Source organism: Ruegeria sp. CDSC045 (assembly GCF_059610725.1).
The window spans coordinates 1-15,853 of record NZ_JBXWOE010000012.1 but is presented as its reverse complement, the minus strand read 5'-3'; the positions used below and the strand labels follow the sequence as shown (position 1 = coordinate 15,853).

The following is a 15,853-nucleotide window of genomic DNA, read 5'->3' as shown; positions in this document are numbered from 1 at the left end:
GCCAAAACCTGAAAATGGGCGTAGAGGGACTCTCATGCTGAAACCCATGCCACTTTCCGAGGCGCAAAGCCTTCCGTTCTGGCGCCGTCCCATCACGCTTTTATTCGTGATGGCACTGACCATGCCCATTGCTTTCAACGCATGGAGCGCGTTGTTGAACAATTTCGTTATTGAAGTGGCGAATTTCGACGGTGCCGACATCGGCCTGCTGCATACCGTGCGCGAGATCCCAGGCTTTCTGGCTGTAGGCGTAATTGCCGTGATCTTGTTTGTTCGGGAGCAGGTGCTGGCGATGATCTCGCTGATCATGCTGGGTGTTGCGACTGCGGTGACAGCGTGGTTCCCAAGCCTTGGCGGCTTGTTGTTCGTCACACTGCTGAGCTCGATCGGGTTCCACTATTATGAAACCGTGAACCAATCCCTTCAGCTGCAGTGGTTGCCCAAGGACCGAGCGCCGCAATTTCTGGGCTGGATGGTCGCCATGGGATCAGCTTCGACATTGGTTATCTATGGGTTGATTGTCCTGACGTGGGATCGGTTCGATCTGTCCTATAACACTGTATTCATGGCTGCGGGCGGGCTGACGGCTTTGCTGGCGTTGTTCTGTCTGGTCGCCTATCCGCAGTTCGACGCGCCGACTCCGCAAACCAAAAAAATTGTGCTGCGCCGCCGATACTGGCTGTACTATGCGCTTCAGTTCATGGCGGGCGCGCGTCGTCAGATCTTTGTCGTTTTCGCCGGTTTCATGATGGTCGAGAAATTCGGGTTTGAGGTCCACGAACTCACCGGCCTTTTCTTGATCAACCTGGTTATCAACATTTCGGTTGCGCCGATGCTGGGCAAAGCTGTGTCCGTATTCGGTGAACGTCGCACTTTGATTTTCGAATATGCAGGCCTGGCCGTTGTATTTGCAGCCTATGGCGGCATTTATTGGTTCGGTTGGGGCGTTGTTCTGGCCGCTACTCTCTATGTGATTGACCATGTGCTTTTCGCTCTGGCTCTGGCGCTTAAAACCTATTTCCAGAAAATTGCCGATCCGGCAGATATTGCGCCAACCGCAGCGGTTGCCTTTACGATCAACCATATCGCCGCGGTATTCCTACCAGCGCTTCTGGGCCTGCTCTGGGTGTACTCGCCCGGAGCGGTCTTTGCAGTGGCTGCAGCGATGGCGTTGATTTCGTTATCGCTGTCGCTGCTGATCCCGCGCCACCCAGAGCTTGGGAATGAGACGATACTGTCGAAATACGCACCCGCTCCGGCGGAATAGCTGCCAATGCTTGACCTTCGCGGGCCCGCACCCTAGGCGCTGTGTCAGCTGACACAGGAGGCCCCCATGCCCACTTTCACCGCGCTTACCACCCTGACCGGCAAAAAATCAGCCGATGGTTTGGGCGAAGCCATGGAGCGTCTTGATCCCGAACCCACGGGCGTGGGCGTATTCGAAGTCGAAGATGGCTCGGGCCTGTGGGAGATTGGCGGTTACTTCACCGAAGCGCCGGATGAAACGGCACTGGCGGTTCTGGCGGCTGCGTTCGGATCCAAACCCTTTGTGATCTCGGAACTGCCCGAGACAGATTGGGTCGCCCATGTCCGCCGTGAATTGGCGCCTGTCGAGGCTGGCCGCTTTTTCGTCTTTGGCTGTCACGATGCCGACAAGCTGCCCGAAGGCCGTATCCCTTTGTTGATCGAGGCTGCAATGGCTTTCGGTACCGGGCATCACGGCACCACCCTTGGGTGTCTCAAGGCTCTGGATTTTCTGCTCGATCAGGGTTTTACCGCGACAAAAGTTGCAGATATCGGTTGCGGCACCGCCGTTCTTGCGATGGCCGCCGCTCGTGTTTGGGAGGGGGACATCATCGCCAGCGATATTGATCAGGTTGCTGTCGAAGTTGCTGAAGCCAACCTGAAGGCAAACGGCATGTCAGGGAAGGTTCAATGTGTCGAGGCTGCGGGGTTCGATCATCCGGAGCTGAAATCTCTTGCGCCCTATGACCTGGTATTCGCCAACATCCTCAAGGGCCCATTGGTGGCCCTGGCGCCCGAAATTTCAGCGAATCTGCGGGTTGGGGGTAAGGCGATTCTATCGGGAATCCTTAACGAGCAAGCCGAGGATGTTGTTTCCGTTTATCTCCAAAATGGTTTCAATGCCTCTAGAAATGACCAAATTGGTGAATGGACGTCGCTAGTCTTAACCAAACAGGGCTAAAATCGGGCCATTTGCAGGAGTTTTGTGGAGTTTCGCCTCTTTTTTGTCGCAATCTGTTTTTACCGTCAATGACGTGGAATTGGGGGGCGGTTGATTTGGAGGCTGCCATGACTGGAAAACAAATTGAATTTGATCAGCGCGTTCATCGGCTGAACAAGAAACATTCGAAGATGACCCGTGGTTATCGTGCGACTATGCGCAAAGATGGCTTGGTTGTAATGAAACCACAGCGGGTTCAGTCCGCGGTGCCTGCAAAGGCTCTGCTGATCTGCTTGGCTGGGCTGTTCGCATTCAAAACGCTTTTGCTGACCAGCTTGGGGTCGTCGGCCTACCAGTATCGTGTCGATAGCCTTGCGCAAGGGACCGAAGTGGAGAAGGCGGGGGCATGGATCATGCAGATCGACCCGGTATCACAGGCCCTCTCGTCTCAACTCAGCAAAGTTCTCCGCTAAGTTTCTTCCGTTTTGAATAGAAACGCCGCGTATCCGGGGATACGCGGCGTTCTTCTTTGCCCCGAGGGAGAAGGGGAAAATCAACGGTAAGTTTGCTTTGCCTTAGCGGCGGCCTTCCACGACGATTTCAATGTCGCCACGGCACAGGCCGATATCTTCCAGCTCGCGGTCCGACAGACCGCTCAGCGCGTTGCGTGTAACGCGGGCATCATTCCATTCGACAACGGCGTTTACGACCATTGCGAAAGTCGCGCCGATACGGCCGACGAGGCCAAATGAGCCAGTGGTGGTGCGGGTTGTGTCCAGTGCAGCCATATCCTGTTTCCTTCCGGTTTGTGTTAAACTCTGATCTTGCGATCTGACGGGCATTTAGGGATGGTTTTCTGACTGCACAAGCATAGAAATTGCATGTGTCCTATGCGTTTTTTGCAATGCTCGAAAAACATGGAAACGCCTTAATTTATTGGCAATTTTGCCTTCATCAAGCTGGTCGGAACCCGACATTTTTCAGTCGCAATCAGCTCATTCTGTCGGAGACAGGACGACCGTGTCGCAATCTGACCATCAGTCAATTCGCTTGGAAAATGTTCTTGTTTCGTGCTAGTCGGTAAAAAAGAACACACAAACCCGAGCAGGCCGAGGCTATATATGCGAATTCTGGGCATTGATCCGGGGCTACGGACCCTGGGATGGGGCGTCATCGAATCACATGGCAGCCGTCTCAGTCATGTTGCCAATGGGTTATGTAAATCGGACGGGGATGATCTGGGAGAGCGGTTGCTATCGCTCCATAATCAGATCGTCGAAGTGATTGCCGAGCATCAGCCCGATCAGGCCGCCATCGAACAGACCTTTGTGAACAAGGACGGAGCCGGTACGCTTAAGCTGGGTCAGGCACGAGGTGTGGCACTGTTGACGCTGGCGCAGGCCGGGTTGCCGGTGGGGGAATATGCGCCCAATCGAGTCAAGAAAACGGTTGTGGGCGTGGGCCATGCCGAAAAGGAACAGGTTCTTCATATGGTCAAGTTGCAACTGCCGGGCTGTCAGCCCAAGGGCGCGGATGCCGCGGATGCGCTGGCGATAGCGATCTGTCATTCCTTTTATGGGGCAACGCCACAGTCGCGGATGAAACAGGTGCGGGCATGATTGGCAAGCTGACAGGCCGGTTGGATTACCGCGCGGCGGATCACGTGCTGATCGACGTGCGTGGGGTCGGCTATCTGGTCTATTGCTCGGACCGTACGATGGCTGCGCTGCCGGGCGTGGGTGAGGCGATCTCGATCTACACCGACATGGTGGTGCGCGAGGATTTGATGCAGCTTTACGGGTTCCTTTCGCTGGTCGAGAAGGAGTGGCATCGCCTGCTGTGCTCGGTGCAAGGGGTCGGGGCCAAGGTTTCGCTAGCAATCCTCAGCGCCTTGGGCCCCGATGGTGTTAGCCGGGCGATTGCTCTGGGCGATTGGGGGGCGGTCAAGGCAGCCAAGGGCGTGGGCCCAAAAACCGCGCAGCGGATCGTGCTGGACCTCAAAGACAAGGCGCCCGGCGTTATGGCCATGGGCGGCACGGTGACCGAGGCAATGGATGGCCCCGCGCTGGATGTGGTGGAACTGACTGAACCGACACCTGTGCCAAAGCGGCCCACCATAAGCGCATCAGGTAATGCAGCAGCATCTGCCGGGGCATTGTCGGCACTCTCCAATCTGGGCTACGGCCCGTCCGAGGCCGCGTCAGCCGTGGCCGAAGCCGCGGCAAGCTTGCCCGAAGCGGGTGAGGCGGACCTGATCCGCGCTGCGTTGAAACTATTGGCTCCGAAAGGGTGATTGAATGGTAGATGCCGATCCCACCCTGCGCCCCGAGCCGTTGCCGGAAGACAATGACCGCGCCTTGCGCCCGCAGGGACTGGACGAATTCATCGGTCAAGCCGAGGCGCGCGCCAATCTGCGTATCTTTATCCAATCCGCTCGCCAAAGGGGTGAGGCAATGGATCATACGCTGTTCCATGGCCCTCCCGGTCTGGGCAAGACCACGCTGGCGCAGATCATCGCGCGTGAGTTGGGCGTGAATTTTCGGATGACATCTGGCCCGGTTCTGGCAAAGGCGGGCGATCTGGCGGCGATCCTGACCAATCTGGAAGCGCGCGATGTGCTGTTCATTGACGAAATCCATCGATTGAATCCAGCGGTCGAAGAGGTCCTGTACCCGGCGATGGAGGATTTCGAGCTGGATCTGGTGATTGGTGAAGGCCCGGCCGCGCGCACGGTGAGGATCGAGTTGCAGCCGTTTACTCTGGTCGGGGCCACAACCCGGATGGGGCTGCTGACCACGCCGCTGCGCGACCGCTTTGGCATCCCGACACGCCTGCAGTTCTATACCGTTGATGAATTGCACGAGATTGTCACCCGCAACGCGCGCAAGCTTGGAGCACCGGCTGATGACAGTGGTGCCCGAGAGATCGCGCGCCGGTCACGCGGAACACCTCGGATCGCCGGGCGCCTGCTGCGGCGGGTGGTGGATTTCGCAATCGTCGAAGGCGATGGACGGATCACCCGCGATTTGGCTGATGGGGCGTTGACGCGGCTGGGGGTCGATCATCTGGGGCTGGACGGCGCGGACCGCCGGTATCTGAAGCTGATCGCCGAGAATTACGCGGGCGGGCCGGTAGGTATCGAAACCTTGTCGGCAGCTCTGTCGGAAAGCCGGGACTCGCTGGAGGAGGTGATCGAACCCTTCCTCTTGCAGCAAGGCCTGATCCAACGCACACCGCGTGGCCGGATGCTGGCGCAGAAGGCGTGGACGCATCTGGGCATGGCCGCACCCAAGGGGCAAAATGATCTGTTTGGTTGAAGCCGCGCGTGCGAGCTTTTAAGGGTTCCGCCAAACAATGTCCGATTGCCGAGGATTGCGCGTGACACCCGAAGACATTCAAGCCTTGTTCACTCGCGAAAGCGGAGAGTTCCTGTTTGCGCGCTGGGGCCGCCCCATCGTGCCGATCGTCTTTGGGGTCGAAGATGAAAGTTTGGCCACGGTTAAAGGCGCGTTCGAGGCAGTGGTAACACTGGCAGGGCATCAGATGGCAGAAACCGACCCCGAGCTTGGCGCCAACTGCATGGTCTTTTTCTTCCGCGACTGGAAAGAACTGACAGAAGTGCCCGATCTGGACCGTTTGGTCCCTGATCTGGGGCCGTTGGTTGATCGGTTGATCGCGGCCGATGCCAACCAGTACCGGATATTCCGTTTTGAAGAAGACGGCGCCATTCGTGCGGCCTTTGTGTTTTTGCGGATGGACAATGAATTGTCGCAAGTCCCCGCTGAAACGCTTGCGCTCAGCCAGGTGGTGCAAACGGTGCTGCTCTGGTCCGATACCGCTTTTCGCAACCAGTCGCCTTTGGCAGTGGCGGGTGACGCGACGATATTGCGACCAGACATTGCCGGGTTGATCCGGGCGGCATACGATCCTGTCCTGCCGGGCGCGGCGCAAGATGCCTCTCATGCGCTGAGATTGTTTGCCAGATTGGATCAACCGCAATGAAGCACGTCTATTCCGCTAAAGTATATTACGAAGACACCGATATGGGCGGCGTGGTCTATCACGCTAACTATTTGAAATACATCGAACGCGCCCGGTCGGACTATGTGCGGCGCCTGGGCAATGACCAGAATGCCATGCGTGACGCAGGTATCGTTTGGGTCGTGCGCCGGATCGAGGCGGAATACCTGGCCCCGGCCAAATTTGACGACAATCTGGAGATCGAGACCGAAATCAAATCTCTGTCCGGTGTCCGTCTGATCATGGCGCAAGTGGTCAAACGGGGCGAAGAGGAGATTTTTCGCGCCATCGTTACCGCCGTCTGTATGAATGCGCAGGGCAAGCCCGTACGCCTTCCGGCAGAGATTCGCGCATTGTTGTAACAATTTGCAGGGCCCGGGTGGTTCTGTTGGCAATTCGCCCCCATCTGCGTTAGCGTTTGACAAAACAAGGCCGTAAGGCTGTCAGGCAAAACAAAGAGCAGGTTCATGGAAGCTGAAACGCTGGCGCTGGCGCAGGAGATCGATTTCTCCATGTGGGGGCTTTTTGCCCGCGCGACTTTTATCGTTAAACTGGTAATGCTGATGCTGATTGGCGCATCAGTCTGGTCCTGGGGGATCATCATCCAGAAACTGATCAATTACCGTGCTGCAAGGCGTGAAGCTCAGGTTTTTGATGAGGCTTTCTGGTCCGGGAACCCCCTGGATGAACTGTTCGAGCAGATCGGTACCCAACCCGATGGCAGTTCGGAGAAGATATTTGCCTCGGGCATGATCGAATGGCGCCGCTCGCACCGCACTGATGGCGGTCTGATAGCTGGTGCCACCGCACGCATTGATCGGTCGATGGATGTGGCCATCGCGAAAGAGGCCGAGGCGCTGCAAAAGGGCCTGCCCATTCTGGCCACGGTCGGCTCAACTGCACCCTTCATTGGTCTGTTCGGAACGGTTTGGGGTATCATGAATGCGTTCATCGAGATTGCCGAGCAGCAGAACACCAACCTGGCTGTTGTCGCCCCCGGTATTGCCGAGGCGTTGCTGGCCACCGGCCTGGGCCTGTTGGCCGCGATTCCTGCGGTGATTTTCTATAACAAACTCAGCGCAGATAGTGACCGGATCGTTGGAGGCTATGAAGCCTTTGCCGATGAGTTCGCCACCATTCTGTCGCGCCAACTGGACAGCTGAGATGGGGGCTGCGGTTCAGCAATCCTCGGGCGGGAATGGACGCCGGCGGGGTCGGCGTCGCGGTCGCGCGCAGCCGATGGCTGAGATCAACGTCACACCCTTTGTGGACGTTATGCTGGTGCTGCTTATCATCTTCATGGTGGCTGCGCCCTTGCTGACTGTTGGTGTCCCGGTTGATCTGCCTAAAACGGCGGCCAGTGCGCTGCCCGGCGATAACGAGGAACCTTTGACCGTCACGCTGACCGCGGATGGCAGGGTGCAAATCCAAACCACGGATATTCTGCGCGAAGAGCTGATTGGCAAACTGCGCGCCATCGCAGCAGAACGCAGTAGCGACCGAGTGTTTTTGCGCGCGGATGGTGCGATCCCTTATGCGCAGGTGATGCAGGTAATGGGCGCGCTTAATGCGGGTGGGTTCTCCAATGTGGGGCTGGTGACCGATACGGGCGGCCCGACACTGGACGACGGTGGAGAGTGAGGCCGCACGGTGGATACCGGCACCAAGATCTCGGCGATTGCCCATGTCAGTCTGATTGGTTGGGCATTTTTCGGCGGCACCTTCCGGTCCGAACCATTACCTATGGCTGTGCAGGATGTCTCGGTCATTTCGGCTGAGCAATTTGCGGCAATGACCGCTCAGCGGGATGCGCCCGAAGTGCCGACGCCAACAGCGCTGCAGCCGCCTGAGGCCTCAACAGAAGAGGATCCAGCGTCGGAACCGGTAGTGGAAGAGCAGCCTTCGTTGCAAGAGGCGGAACCTGCTGAATCCGACCCGGACCCGGATCCTGAGCCTGAACCGGTTGAGCCGCCGCCAGAGCCGGTGGTGATTGAACAGCCACCGGTGTTGGACACTCCCGCCCCCGAGATCGTCGACCTTACGGTGCCTTCTGGGCCAGAAGCACAGCCCAGCCCGGCCGAGAATGTTGCGCCGGTGCCGGTTGCGCCGCCTCCGCCCGAGGCCGCGCCTGATGAAATCGAAACCCCGGCCGTATCTTTGGACGAGGGAGCCGAGAACCCGCAGGAACAGCAGGATCAGACCGCCCCCGAGGAAAAGGCTGACGAGATTGTGACCGAAGCGGAAGAGCCCAAAGAAAACGCTCCCCGAACATCGCCGCGCCCGCGGATCCGTCCCAACCGCCCGACGCCACCGGTCGAGCCCGAAGTGGCGGAGACGCCCGAGCCCGAACCCACAGAGCCCGCGCAGACGGAAACAGCCATCAACGATGCGCTGGCCGAGGCGTTGGGACAAGGGAGTGAACCCTCTGGTCCGCCCTTGACCAGCGGCGAAAAGGACGCGATGCGATTGGCCGTTTCCCAATGCTGGAACGTCGGGTCCTTGTCCACGGATGCTCTGCAGACAGTTGTTGTTGTCGGATTTTCGTTGACCCCTGATGGCAAGGTGGTTGGCGGCAGCTTGCGCATGATCGACAGCTCAGGCGGTTCCGACGGCGCAGCCAGACAAGCCTATGAGGCCGCTCGACGTGCCATTTTGCGCTGTGGAGCCAAAGGTTATGACCTGCCAACCGATAAATACGAGCATTGGCAGGATATTGAGATTACATTCAATCCCGAGAGGATGCGGATCAAATGATGAGATTTCTGACCAGCCTGTTGCTTGGCCTGACACTGGTGTCGGCACCTGTTCACGCCCAAAGTGGACCGCTTCGCTTGGAATTGGATCAGGGGATTATCGAACCCTTGCCCTTTTCGGTTCCGAATTTTGTGCCGGACAGCACAGCAGCTGCGCAATATGCCCAGGATATCTCGCGGGTTGTGGCCGCCGATCTAACCGGAACAGGGCTGTTCCGCGAAATTCTGTCTGATGCTTTCATCAGCCAAGTGGCCAGCTTTGAAGATCCCGTTCGGTTCGCGGATTGGAAAGCCATCAATGCCGAGGCTTTGGTGACAGGTGCTGTGAATGTGTCGGGCAATCGCCTGACGGTGCGGTTCAGGGTCTGGGATGTGTTTTCGGGGCAGGAACTGGGCAACGGTCTGCAGTTTGCCGGGACGACTGAAGGGTGGCGGCGCATGGCCCATAAAGTGGCGGATCAAGTCTATAGCCGTGTAACGGGCGAGGGCGCCTATTTCGACAGTCGCGTTGCCTTTGTCTCGGAAAGCGGCCCCAAAAACCAGCGCCTGAAACGGCTGGCGATCATGGATTATGATGGTGCGAATGTGCAGTACCTGACCGACAGCGCCGCCATTGTTCTGGCACCACGCTTTTCACCTGCCGGTGATCAATTGCTCTATACCAGCTACGAATCCGGTCAGCCGCGCATCTATGTTCTGGATATTGAACGGGTCAGGCGCACTGAGTTGAACACTCAGGGCGGCACGATGAGCTTTTCGCCCCGGTTTTCGCCGGATGGACGGTCGATCGTCTATTCGCTTATTCAGGGCGGCAATACGGACCTGTGGAAAATGGATCTGGCTTCCGGGCAAAGCGTGCGGCTGACCAATACGCCCGCGATTGAAACCGCCCCCAGCTATTCGCCGGACGGTTCCCAGATCGTGTTTGAAAGCGACCGTTCGGGCACGCCACAGCTTTACATCATGCCCGCAAACGGGGGCGAGGCGACGCGGATCAGCTTTGGTCAGGGCCGTTATGGAACGCCGGTCTGGTCCCCCCGTGGCGATCTGGTTGCGTTTACCAAGCAGAACAAAGGCCGATTTCATATCGGTGTCATGCGAACAGATGGCAGCGAAGAGCGTTTGCTGACCTCGTCGTTTCTGGACGAAGGACCGACATGGTCCCCTAATGGTCGCGTGATCATGTTCACCCGAGAAACCCAGGGCGCAAGTGGCCGGGCGACGCTGTATTCGGTTGATATCTCGGGACGCAACCTGCGCCCGATCCGCACCCCGGATGGGGGCAGCGATCCGTCATGGGGCCCACTGCAGAATTGATCACGGCTGCTGGCAGGAAAAGTTCACAAGGAACCTGCACTATGCTACAGAGACGGCAATAAAGAGAAAAAACAACGAGGCACCTGAGATGAACGTATTGGGCAAAATCCTAGCACTAGGTGTGTTTGGCGCGTTGGCGGCCTGCACCAATAACGATCCGTCTGCGCTGGGCGGCGGCTTTGGCAATGGCGCAAATGGCGGGCTGGCCGCGGGCTCTCCAAGTGATCCGCGCTCGCCTGCATATTTCCAGCAAACTGTTGGTGACCGGGTTCTGTTTTCGGTCGATCAGTCGACGCTTACTCCGCAGGCGCAGTCAGTGCTGCAGGGGCAGGCCGACTGGCTGATGGCCAACCCCGACTTTGTGGCAACGATCGAAGGCCATGCGGATGAGCAGGGCACGCGTGAGTATAACCTCGCACTGGGTGCGCGCCGGGCAAATGCCGCCCGCGAGTTCCTGATTTCCCGCGGAGTAGCAGGCAACCGGCTGACAACTGTCAGCTTTGGCAAAGAGCGTCCGATCGAGATTTGCAGCACCGAGGACTGCTATTCGAAAAACCGTCGTGCAGTGACGGTGCTGACCGGATCAACGTTGGGATAAGACGATGAAACTAGCAGGATGGGTTCTGGCCGCAGTTTTGGCGACCGCCGGTTTGGCACAAGCACAGGATCAGCAAACCTTGGCGGATATCCGGCAGGAACTGACGGTGCTGCATGTGGAAATTCAGCGGCTCAAGCGTGAGTTTTCAACAACCGGCTCTCCGGCCCCGAACCTGTCCGGCAGTTCGATACTTGAACGCGTTGATGCCATAGAGGCCGAATTGCAGCGCCTGACGCGCCAGACCGAGCAGTTGAACCAGCGTGTACAGAATATTGTTACCGACGGCACCAACAGGATCGGTGATCTTGAGTTTCGATTGGTCGAACTGGAAGGCGGCGACCTGAGTACGCTCGGTGATACAACAACTCTGGGCGGAGAAACGGACATCACATCCGCAGCCCCTGCTGCTCCGAAAGCGCCAACCGATTCCGACCTGGGTGAGTTGGCAGTAGGCGAGCAAGCGGATTTCAATGCTGCTGCTCAGGCGCTGGCCGATGGAAACTTCCAGGCCGCCGCGGATCAGTTCGCAGTATTCGATACATCATATCCCGGAAGCCCGCTTGCGCCCGAAGCACACCTAAAGCGCGGGCAGGCGTTGGAAGGCATTGGCGACACCCGCGAAGCTGCAAGGGCTTTTCTGGCCAGCTTCACGGGTGATTCCGAAGGCGCCTATGCGCCTGAGGCTTTGTTCGAACTGGGTGCTGCGCTGGGTCGTCTGGGACAGACCGAACAGGCGTGTGTAACACTGAGCGAGGTCAGCGTCCGGTTCCCGGCTTCGGCATTGGTCTCCAGCGCTACGCAGGAAATGACGTCACTAGGTTGTACTTGACCACACAAGGCACACTCTTGAAATCCGAACTCCGCGCGCGATTGCCGGAAAACCTTCCGCGCCGTCTAGGCGTTGCGGTATCCGGTGGCGGTGACTCGGTTGCTTTGCTGAGTTTGTTGAAGCACATCGCCCAAGAGGAACAGGTTGAGCTGTTTGTCGCCACGGTGAACCACAATCTGCGCCCCGAAGCGGTTGCGGAGGCAAATTGGGTGGCGCAGCTTGCCCAGGGTCTGGGCCTTCCACATGAGACGTTGCACTGGCAGGGGTGGGACCAGACAGGTAACCTGCAGGATAGGGCGCGGCAGGCCCGGTACCAGTTGCTGTCAGACTGGGCGCGTGACAAGCAGATCGGCGCGATTGCCCTGGGACACACCGCCGATGATCAAGCCGAAACCATGCTGATGCGATTGGCGCGCGCTGCTGGTGTGACGGGATTGTCCGGCATGCCCGCAATGCGGAGCTATCAAGGGATCATGCTGCTGCGACCGATGTTGGGGATTACCCGGCAACAACTGCGCGATTATCTTGCCGAGATTGGGGCAGATTGGATAGAGGATCCATCGAATCACGACCGGCGGTTTGATCGTATCAAGGCGCGCGACGCGTTGACCGGCTTGTCCGAAATTGGGATTTCGGCGCATTCTCTGTCCCGCGTTGCTGAAAACCTTGCTCAAGCCCGTGAAGCATTAGAGCAGATTACGCAGGAATCCGCCCGTCAGGTCCTGAATGTCGATGGCGGCGATATCTGTGTCGATCGCGCGCAATTTTCCACTCTGCCTGCGGAAATCCGACGTCGTCTTCTTACAGGTTGTGTCCGCTGGATTGCGGGCCGCGGATATCCACCGCGTCAGGCTGCAACAGACCGGGCGCTGCTGGCGATTGATCAGGGTGAGGCGGCAACGATTGGTGGATGCCTCTTGATCCCAAAAGCCGATAAAATGTGGATTTGCAGAGAGCTAAATGCCGTTGAGAGCGAAACCGGCGCACCCGGTCAGATTTGGGATGGACGGTGGATCCTGTCTGGCCCGGCGATTCCCGACGCGCAGGTTCACCCGTTAGGTGCGGCTGGTTTGCAGGCCGTGCCAGATTGGCGTGCACTTGGAAAACCGCGCGCCGCGCTTCTGGCGTCTCCGTCCGTCTGGAGTGGAGAGGTCTTGGTATCTGCACCTATGGTGGGTTTCTCAAATGGTTGGCTTGCAGAACTGACGCCAGAAGAGCCCGAGTTTCACTCTTCGGTTTTATCGCATTGAACCTGCTTGAATCATCTCTATTTTAAAGAGCAACCCGGCAGATCCCCATCTGCCGAAATCTTTTGGGAGATTTTTCTTGGGCAACGCTCGTAACATCGCCTTTTGGGTCGTTCTGTTTTTGCTGATCCTTGCACTGTTCAATCTGTTCAGCGGACCAGGTGGAACGCTTCAGAGCAATGAAAGAACCTATTCTGATTTCGTGACCGCTGTTGAAGGCGGCGAAGTCAAAAACGTGACATTGGATGGCGAGCAAATTCGCTATACCACGCAAAGCGGCGCAAGCTATGTCACGATCAAGCCCGGCGATGCCGAGGTGACCAAACTGCTGATCGATGAAAGCATCCCGGTTCAGGCTGTGAAACAACAGCAATCGGGCATTCAGTCTTTCCTGGTCACTCTTCTTCCTTTCCTGCTGCTGATCGGTGTCTGGGTCTACTTCATGAACCGGATGCAGGGTGGCGGCAAAGGTGGCGCGATGGGCTTTGGCAAGTCCAAGGCCAAGATGCTGACCGAAAAGCATGGCCGTGTAACCTTTGATGATGTCGCTGGCATCGACGAGGCCAAGGAAGAACTGGAAGAGATCGTAGAATTCCTGCGCAATCCGCAGAAATTCAGTCGTCTGGGTGGCAAGATCCCAAAAGGCGCTTTGTTGGTGGGCCCTCCGGGGACAGGTAAAACGCTGCTGGCCCGCGCCATTGCGGGTGAGGCGGGTGTGCCCTTCTTCACCATTTCGGGTTCAGACTTTGTTGAGATGTTCGTCGGTGTCGGTGCATCCCGTGTCCGCGACATGTTCGAACAGGCCAAGAAAAACGCTCCCTGTATCGTCTTTATTGACGAGATTGACGCCGTTGGCCGCCATCGTGGTGCCGGTTATGGCGGGGGTAATGACGAACGTGAACAAACGCTCAACCAGTTGCTCGTCGAGATGGACGGGTTCGAGGCCAATGAGGGCGTGATTATCCTGGCGGCCACCAACCGTAAGGACGTTTTGGACCCTGCGCTGCTGCGTCCGGGCCGTTTCGACCGCAACGTGACTGTCGGCAACCCCGACATCAAAGGCCGCGAGAAGATCTTGGGCGTTCACGCACGCAAGACGCCCCTCGGACCTGATGTCGATCTGCGCATCATCGCGCGCGGGACTCCGGGCTTCTCGGGTGCTGATCTGGCCAACCTCGTGAATGAGGCCGCGCTGATGGCCGCCCGCGTCGGTCGCCGCTTTGTTACCATGGAAGATTTCGAGAATGCCAAGGACAAGGTGATGATGGGTGCCGAGCGCCGCTCGATGGTGCTGACCCAGGACCAGAAGGAAAAGACTGCCTATCACGAATCAGGGCATGCCGTAGTTGGTATGACGCTGCCGTTGTGTGATCCGGTCTATAAGGCAACGATCATTCCGCGTGGTGGTGCGCTGGGCATGGTGGTGTCACTGCCAGAAATGGACCGCCTGAACTATCACCGCGATGAGTGTGAGCAAAAGCTGGCCATGACCATGGCCGGTAAGGCGGCTGAGGTGATCAAATATGGCGAGGACCATGTCTCGAACGGTCCGGCGGGCGATATCATGCAGGCCAGCCAACTGTCGCGGGCGATGGTGATGCGCTGGGGCATGTCGGACAAGGTCGGCAATATCGACTATGCCGAAGCGCATGATGGCTATTCGGGCAACACTGCCGGGTTCTCGGTCTCGGCCCATACCAAGGAACTGATCGAGGAAGAGGTCAAGCGCCTGATCCAGCAAGGATATGAGCGTGCGCATCAGATCCTGTCAGAACAGAACGAGCAATGGGAACGTCTGGCCCAGGGGCTGCTGGAATATGAAACCCTGACCGGTGACGAGATCAAACGCGTCATGAATGGCGAGCCGCCCAGCGAAAGCGATGACGAGGGCGACAAACCTGATGAGGGCAGCGCCCCCAGCGTGACAGCCATTCCGAAAACCAAGGTTAAGAAAACTCCGCCCGATGGCGGGATGGAGCCGGAACCAACGGCTTAAACTTTCAAAGACCCGGGCCTGTCCCGGGTCTTTTTTCTTTTCAATCGCGAAGGTTTGCCCTTTATTCCGCATCAGATGTCAGTTCTGAAAAAGGGATAAATATGCCGGTATTGCGCGAAACCGAATTCACGGGCGAAGTTGTTTGGTTGGGCCACGTACCAGCAGGTAAAACTCTCCGGGCCAATTCCGTGGACAGTCTGGATTTGGGTTTCTCGGGTGATCAAGGCGCGCGTCACGAAGGCGTGAATCGTACCTCTTGCGTGCGGGTCAAAAACCTGTACCCGGTGGGCACCGAAATTCGCAATGTGCGACAGTTATCGATCCTGTCCGCAGAAGAACTTGATGCCATCGCGCAGGAAATGGGCTTGGGTAAGCTGGACCCGTCCCATCTGGGTGTCAGCATTGTCTTGCGCGGCATTCCGGATTTCACCCATATTCCGCCCTCGTCTCGTTTGCAGGTGGAAAATGGCCTGACGCTGACGATCGACATGGAAAACCGGCCCTGTATCCTGCCAGGGCGCGAGATCGAGGCTGACTTGCCCGGATATGGTGCGGCCTTCAAGCCTGCAGCGCAAGGACGGCGGGGAGTCACGGCTTGGGTCGAAAGACCCGGAGAGCTGAAGCTAGCCGATGAGCTTACACTGTTTGTCCCCGATCAGAGAGCCTGGACACCATAAGGGACCGCAATTTCCGATCGGAAGGCGCCGATGTGACGCTACGACGTTTCAAGGCGCAATTATGTCGGAATCCATAGCCACCAATTTGGTACACAACGGTATGGAGTGAGCAGCGCCGGCGTTCTGCGTCGGGTTTGCACGGAATTCAATCAGGGACCGAAACCCAATGAGCTATAAATCTGACATCGAAATTGCGCGTGAGGCGAAGAAGAAGCCGATTCAGGAGATTGG

General features: G+C 57.7%; 18 protein-coding genes. 17 read left to right on the top strand and 1 reads right to left on the bottom strand.

Features of this window, described 5'->3' with window-relative positions:
- The first annotated feature begins 34 nt into the window (after positions 1–34).
- From AC2FH6_RS17995 to AC2FH6_RS17985, 3 genes are all read left to right on the top strand, one after another.
- Positions 35–1,267, top strand: coding sequence for an MFS transporter (locus tag AC2FH6_RS17995; RefSeq protein WP_271952281.1), 1,233 nt, complete (start codon positions 35–37; stop codon positions 1,265–1,267).
- Positions 1,268–1,333: 66 nt separating this feature from the next.
- Positions 1,334–2,206, top strand: coding sequence for a 50S ribosomal protein L11 methyltransferase (locus AC2FH6_RS17990; RefSeq protein ID WP_496703807.1), 873 nt, complete (start codon positions 1,334–1,336; stop codon positions 2,204–2,206).
- A gap of 107 nt (positions 2,207–2,313) precedes the next feature.
- Complete coding sequence (locus tag AC2FH6_RS17985; protein ID WP_142640171.1) at positions 2,314–2,658, top strand: hypothetical protein; 345 nt, start codon at positions 2,314–2,316, stop codon at positions 2,656–2,658.
- Positions 2,659–2,760: 102 nt separating this feature from the next.
- Here the strand turns inward: AC2FH6_RS17985 and AC2FH6_RS17980 are convergent, their stop codons facing one another.
- Positions 2,761–2,973 (bottom strand): DUF1127 domain-containing protein, encoded by a 213-nt coding sequence (locus tag AC2FH6_RS17980; RefSeq protein WP_142640173.1) that lies wholly within the window; start codon positions 2,971–2,973, stop codon positions 2,761–2,763.
- A 333-nt stretch (positions 2,974–3,306) separates the two neighbouring features.
- Here AC2FH6_RS17980 and ruvC point away from each other — a divergent pair, with 333 nt between their 5' ends.
- The 14 genes from ruvC to AC2FH6_RS17910 all read left to right on the top strand — a co-directional run bounded on the left by ruvC (position 3,307) and on the right by AC2FH6_RS17910 (position 15,622).
- The gene (gene ruvC, locus AC2FH6_RS17975; protein WP_142640175.1) at positions 3,307–3,804 is read left to right on the top strand and encodes a crossover junction endodeoxyribonuclease RuvC; all 498 of its coding nucleotides are present in this window, start codon (positions 3,307–3,309) and stop codon (positions 3,802–3,804) included.
- Positions 3,801–4,478 (top strand): Holliday junction branch migration protein RuvA, encoded by a 678-nt coding sequence (gene ruvA, locus AC2FH6_RS17970; protein ID WP_271952277.1) that lies wholly within the window; start codon positions 3,801–3,803, stop codon positions 4,476–4,478. The genes ruvC and ruvA overlap by 4 nt, the downstream gene beginning before the upstream one ends.
- A gap of 4 nt (positions 4,479–4,482) precedes the next feature.
- Entirely contained in the window at positions 4,483–5,502 is a 1,020-nt protein-coding gene (gene ruvB / locus AC2FH6_RS17965; RefSeq protein ID WP_142640179.1) for a Holliday junction branch migration DNA helicase RuvB, read from the top strand.
- Between the two features lie 61 nt (positions 5,503–5,563).
- The gene (locus AC2FH6_RS17960) at positions 5,564–6,187 is read left to right on the top strand and encodes a hypothetical protein (protein ID WP_496703806.1); all 624 of its coding nucleotides are present in this window, start codon (positions 5,564–5,566) and stop codon (positions 6,185–6,187) included.
- Positions 6,184–6,567, top strand: coding sequence for a tol-pal system-associated acyl-CoA thioesterase (gene ybgC / locus AC2FH6_RS17955; RefSeq protein WP_281996066.1), 384 nt, complete (start codon positions 6,184–6,186; stop codon positions 6,565–6,567). The genes AC2FH6_RS17960 and ybgC overlap by 4 nt, the downstream gene beginning before the upstream one ends.
- A gap of 105 nt (positions 6,568–6,672) precedes the next feature.
- Positions 6,673–7,368: a protein TolQ gene (gene tolQ / locus AC2FH6_RS17950; protein WP_142640185.1), complete on the top strand. Its 696-nt coding sequence runs from the start codon at positions 6,673–6,675 to the stop codon at positions 7,366–7,368.
- Between the two features lies 1 nt (position 7,369).
- Positions 7,370–7,846, top strand: a complete 477-nt coding sequence (gene tolR, locus AC2FH6_RS17945; RefSeq protein WP_142640204.1) for a protein TolR — start codon at positions 7,370–7,372, stop codon at positions 7,844–7,846.
- Between the two features lie 9 nt (positions 7,847–7,855).
- The gene (gene tolA, locus AC2FH6_RS17940; RefSeq protein ID WP_496703805.1) at positions 7,856–8,959 is read left to right on the top strand and encodes a cell envelope integrity protein TolA; all 1,104 of its coding nucleotides are present in this window, start codon (positions 7,856–7,858) and stop codon (positions 8,957–8,959) included.
- Positions 8,956–10,275, top strand: coding sequence for a Tol-Pal system beta propeller repeat protein TolB (gene tolB, locus AC2FH6_RS17935; protein ID WP_496679242.1), 1,320 nt, complete (start codon positions 8,956–8,958; stop codon positions 10,273–10,275). Before tolA ends, tolB begins: the two co-directional genes overlap by 4 nt.
- An 88-nt stretch (positions 10,276–10,363) precedes the next feature.
- A complete protein-coding gene (pal, locus tag AC2FH6_RS17930; protein ID WP_281973807.1) occupies positions 10,364–10,873 on the top strand; it encodes a peptidoglycan-associated lipoprotein Pal in 510 nt (169 codons plus the stop codon).
- A 4-nt stretch (positions 10,874–10,877) separates the two neighbouring features.
- Positions 10,878–11,702: a tol-pal system protein YbgF gene (gene ybgF / locus AC2FH6_RS17925; protein ID WP_496703804.1), complete on the top strand. Its 825-nt coding sequence runs from the start codon at positions 10,878–10,880 to the stop codon at positions 11,700–11,702.
- A 17-nt stretch (positions 11,703–11,719) separates the two neighbouring features.
- Positions 11,720–12,952, top strand: coding sequence for a tRNA lysidine(34) synthetase TilS (tilS, locus tag AC2FH6_RS17920; protein WP_496703803.1), 1,233 nt, complete (start codon positions 11,720–11,722; stop codon positions 12,950–12,952).
- Positions 12,953–13,028: 76 nt separating this feature from the next.
- Positions 13,029–14,945 (top strand): ATP-dependent zinc metalloprotease FtsH, encoded by a 1,917-nt coding sequence (gene ftsH, locus AC2FH6_RS17915; RefSeq protein ID WP_142640196.1) that lies wholly within the window; start codon positions 13,029–13,031, stop codon positions 14,943–14,945.
- A gap of 101 nt (positions 14,946–15,046) precedes the next feature.
- Entirely contained in the window at positions 15,047–15,622 is a 576-nt protein-coding gene (locus tag AC2FH6_RS17910; protein ID WP_496701055.1) for an MOSC domain-containing protein, read from the top strand.
- Positions 15,623–15,853 lie beyond the last annotated feature (231 nt).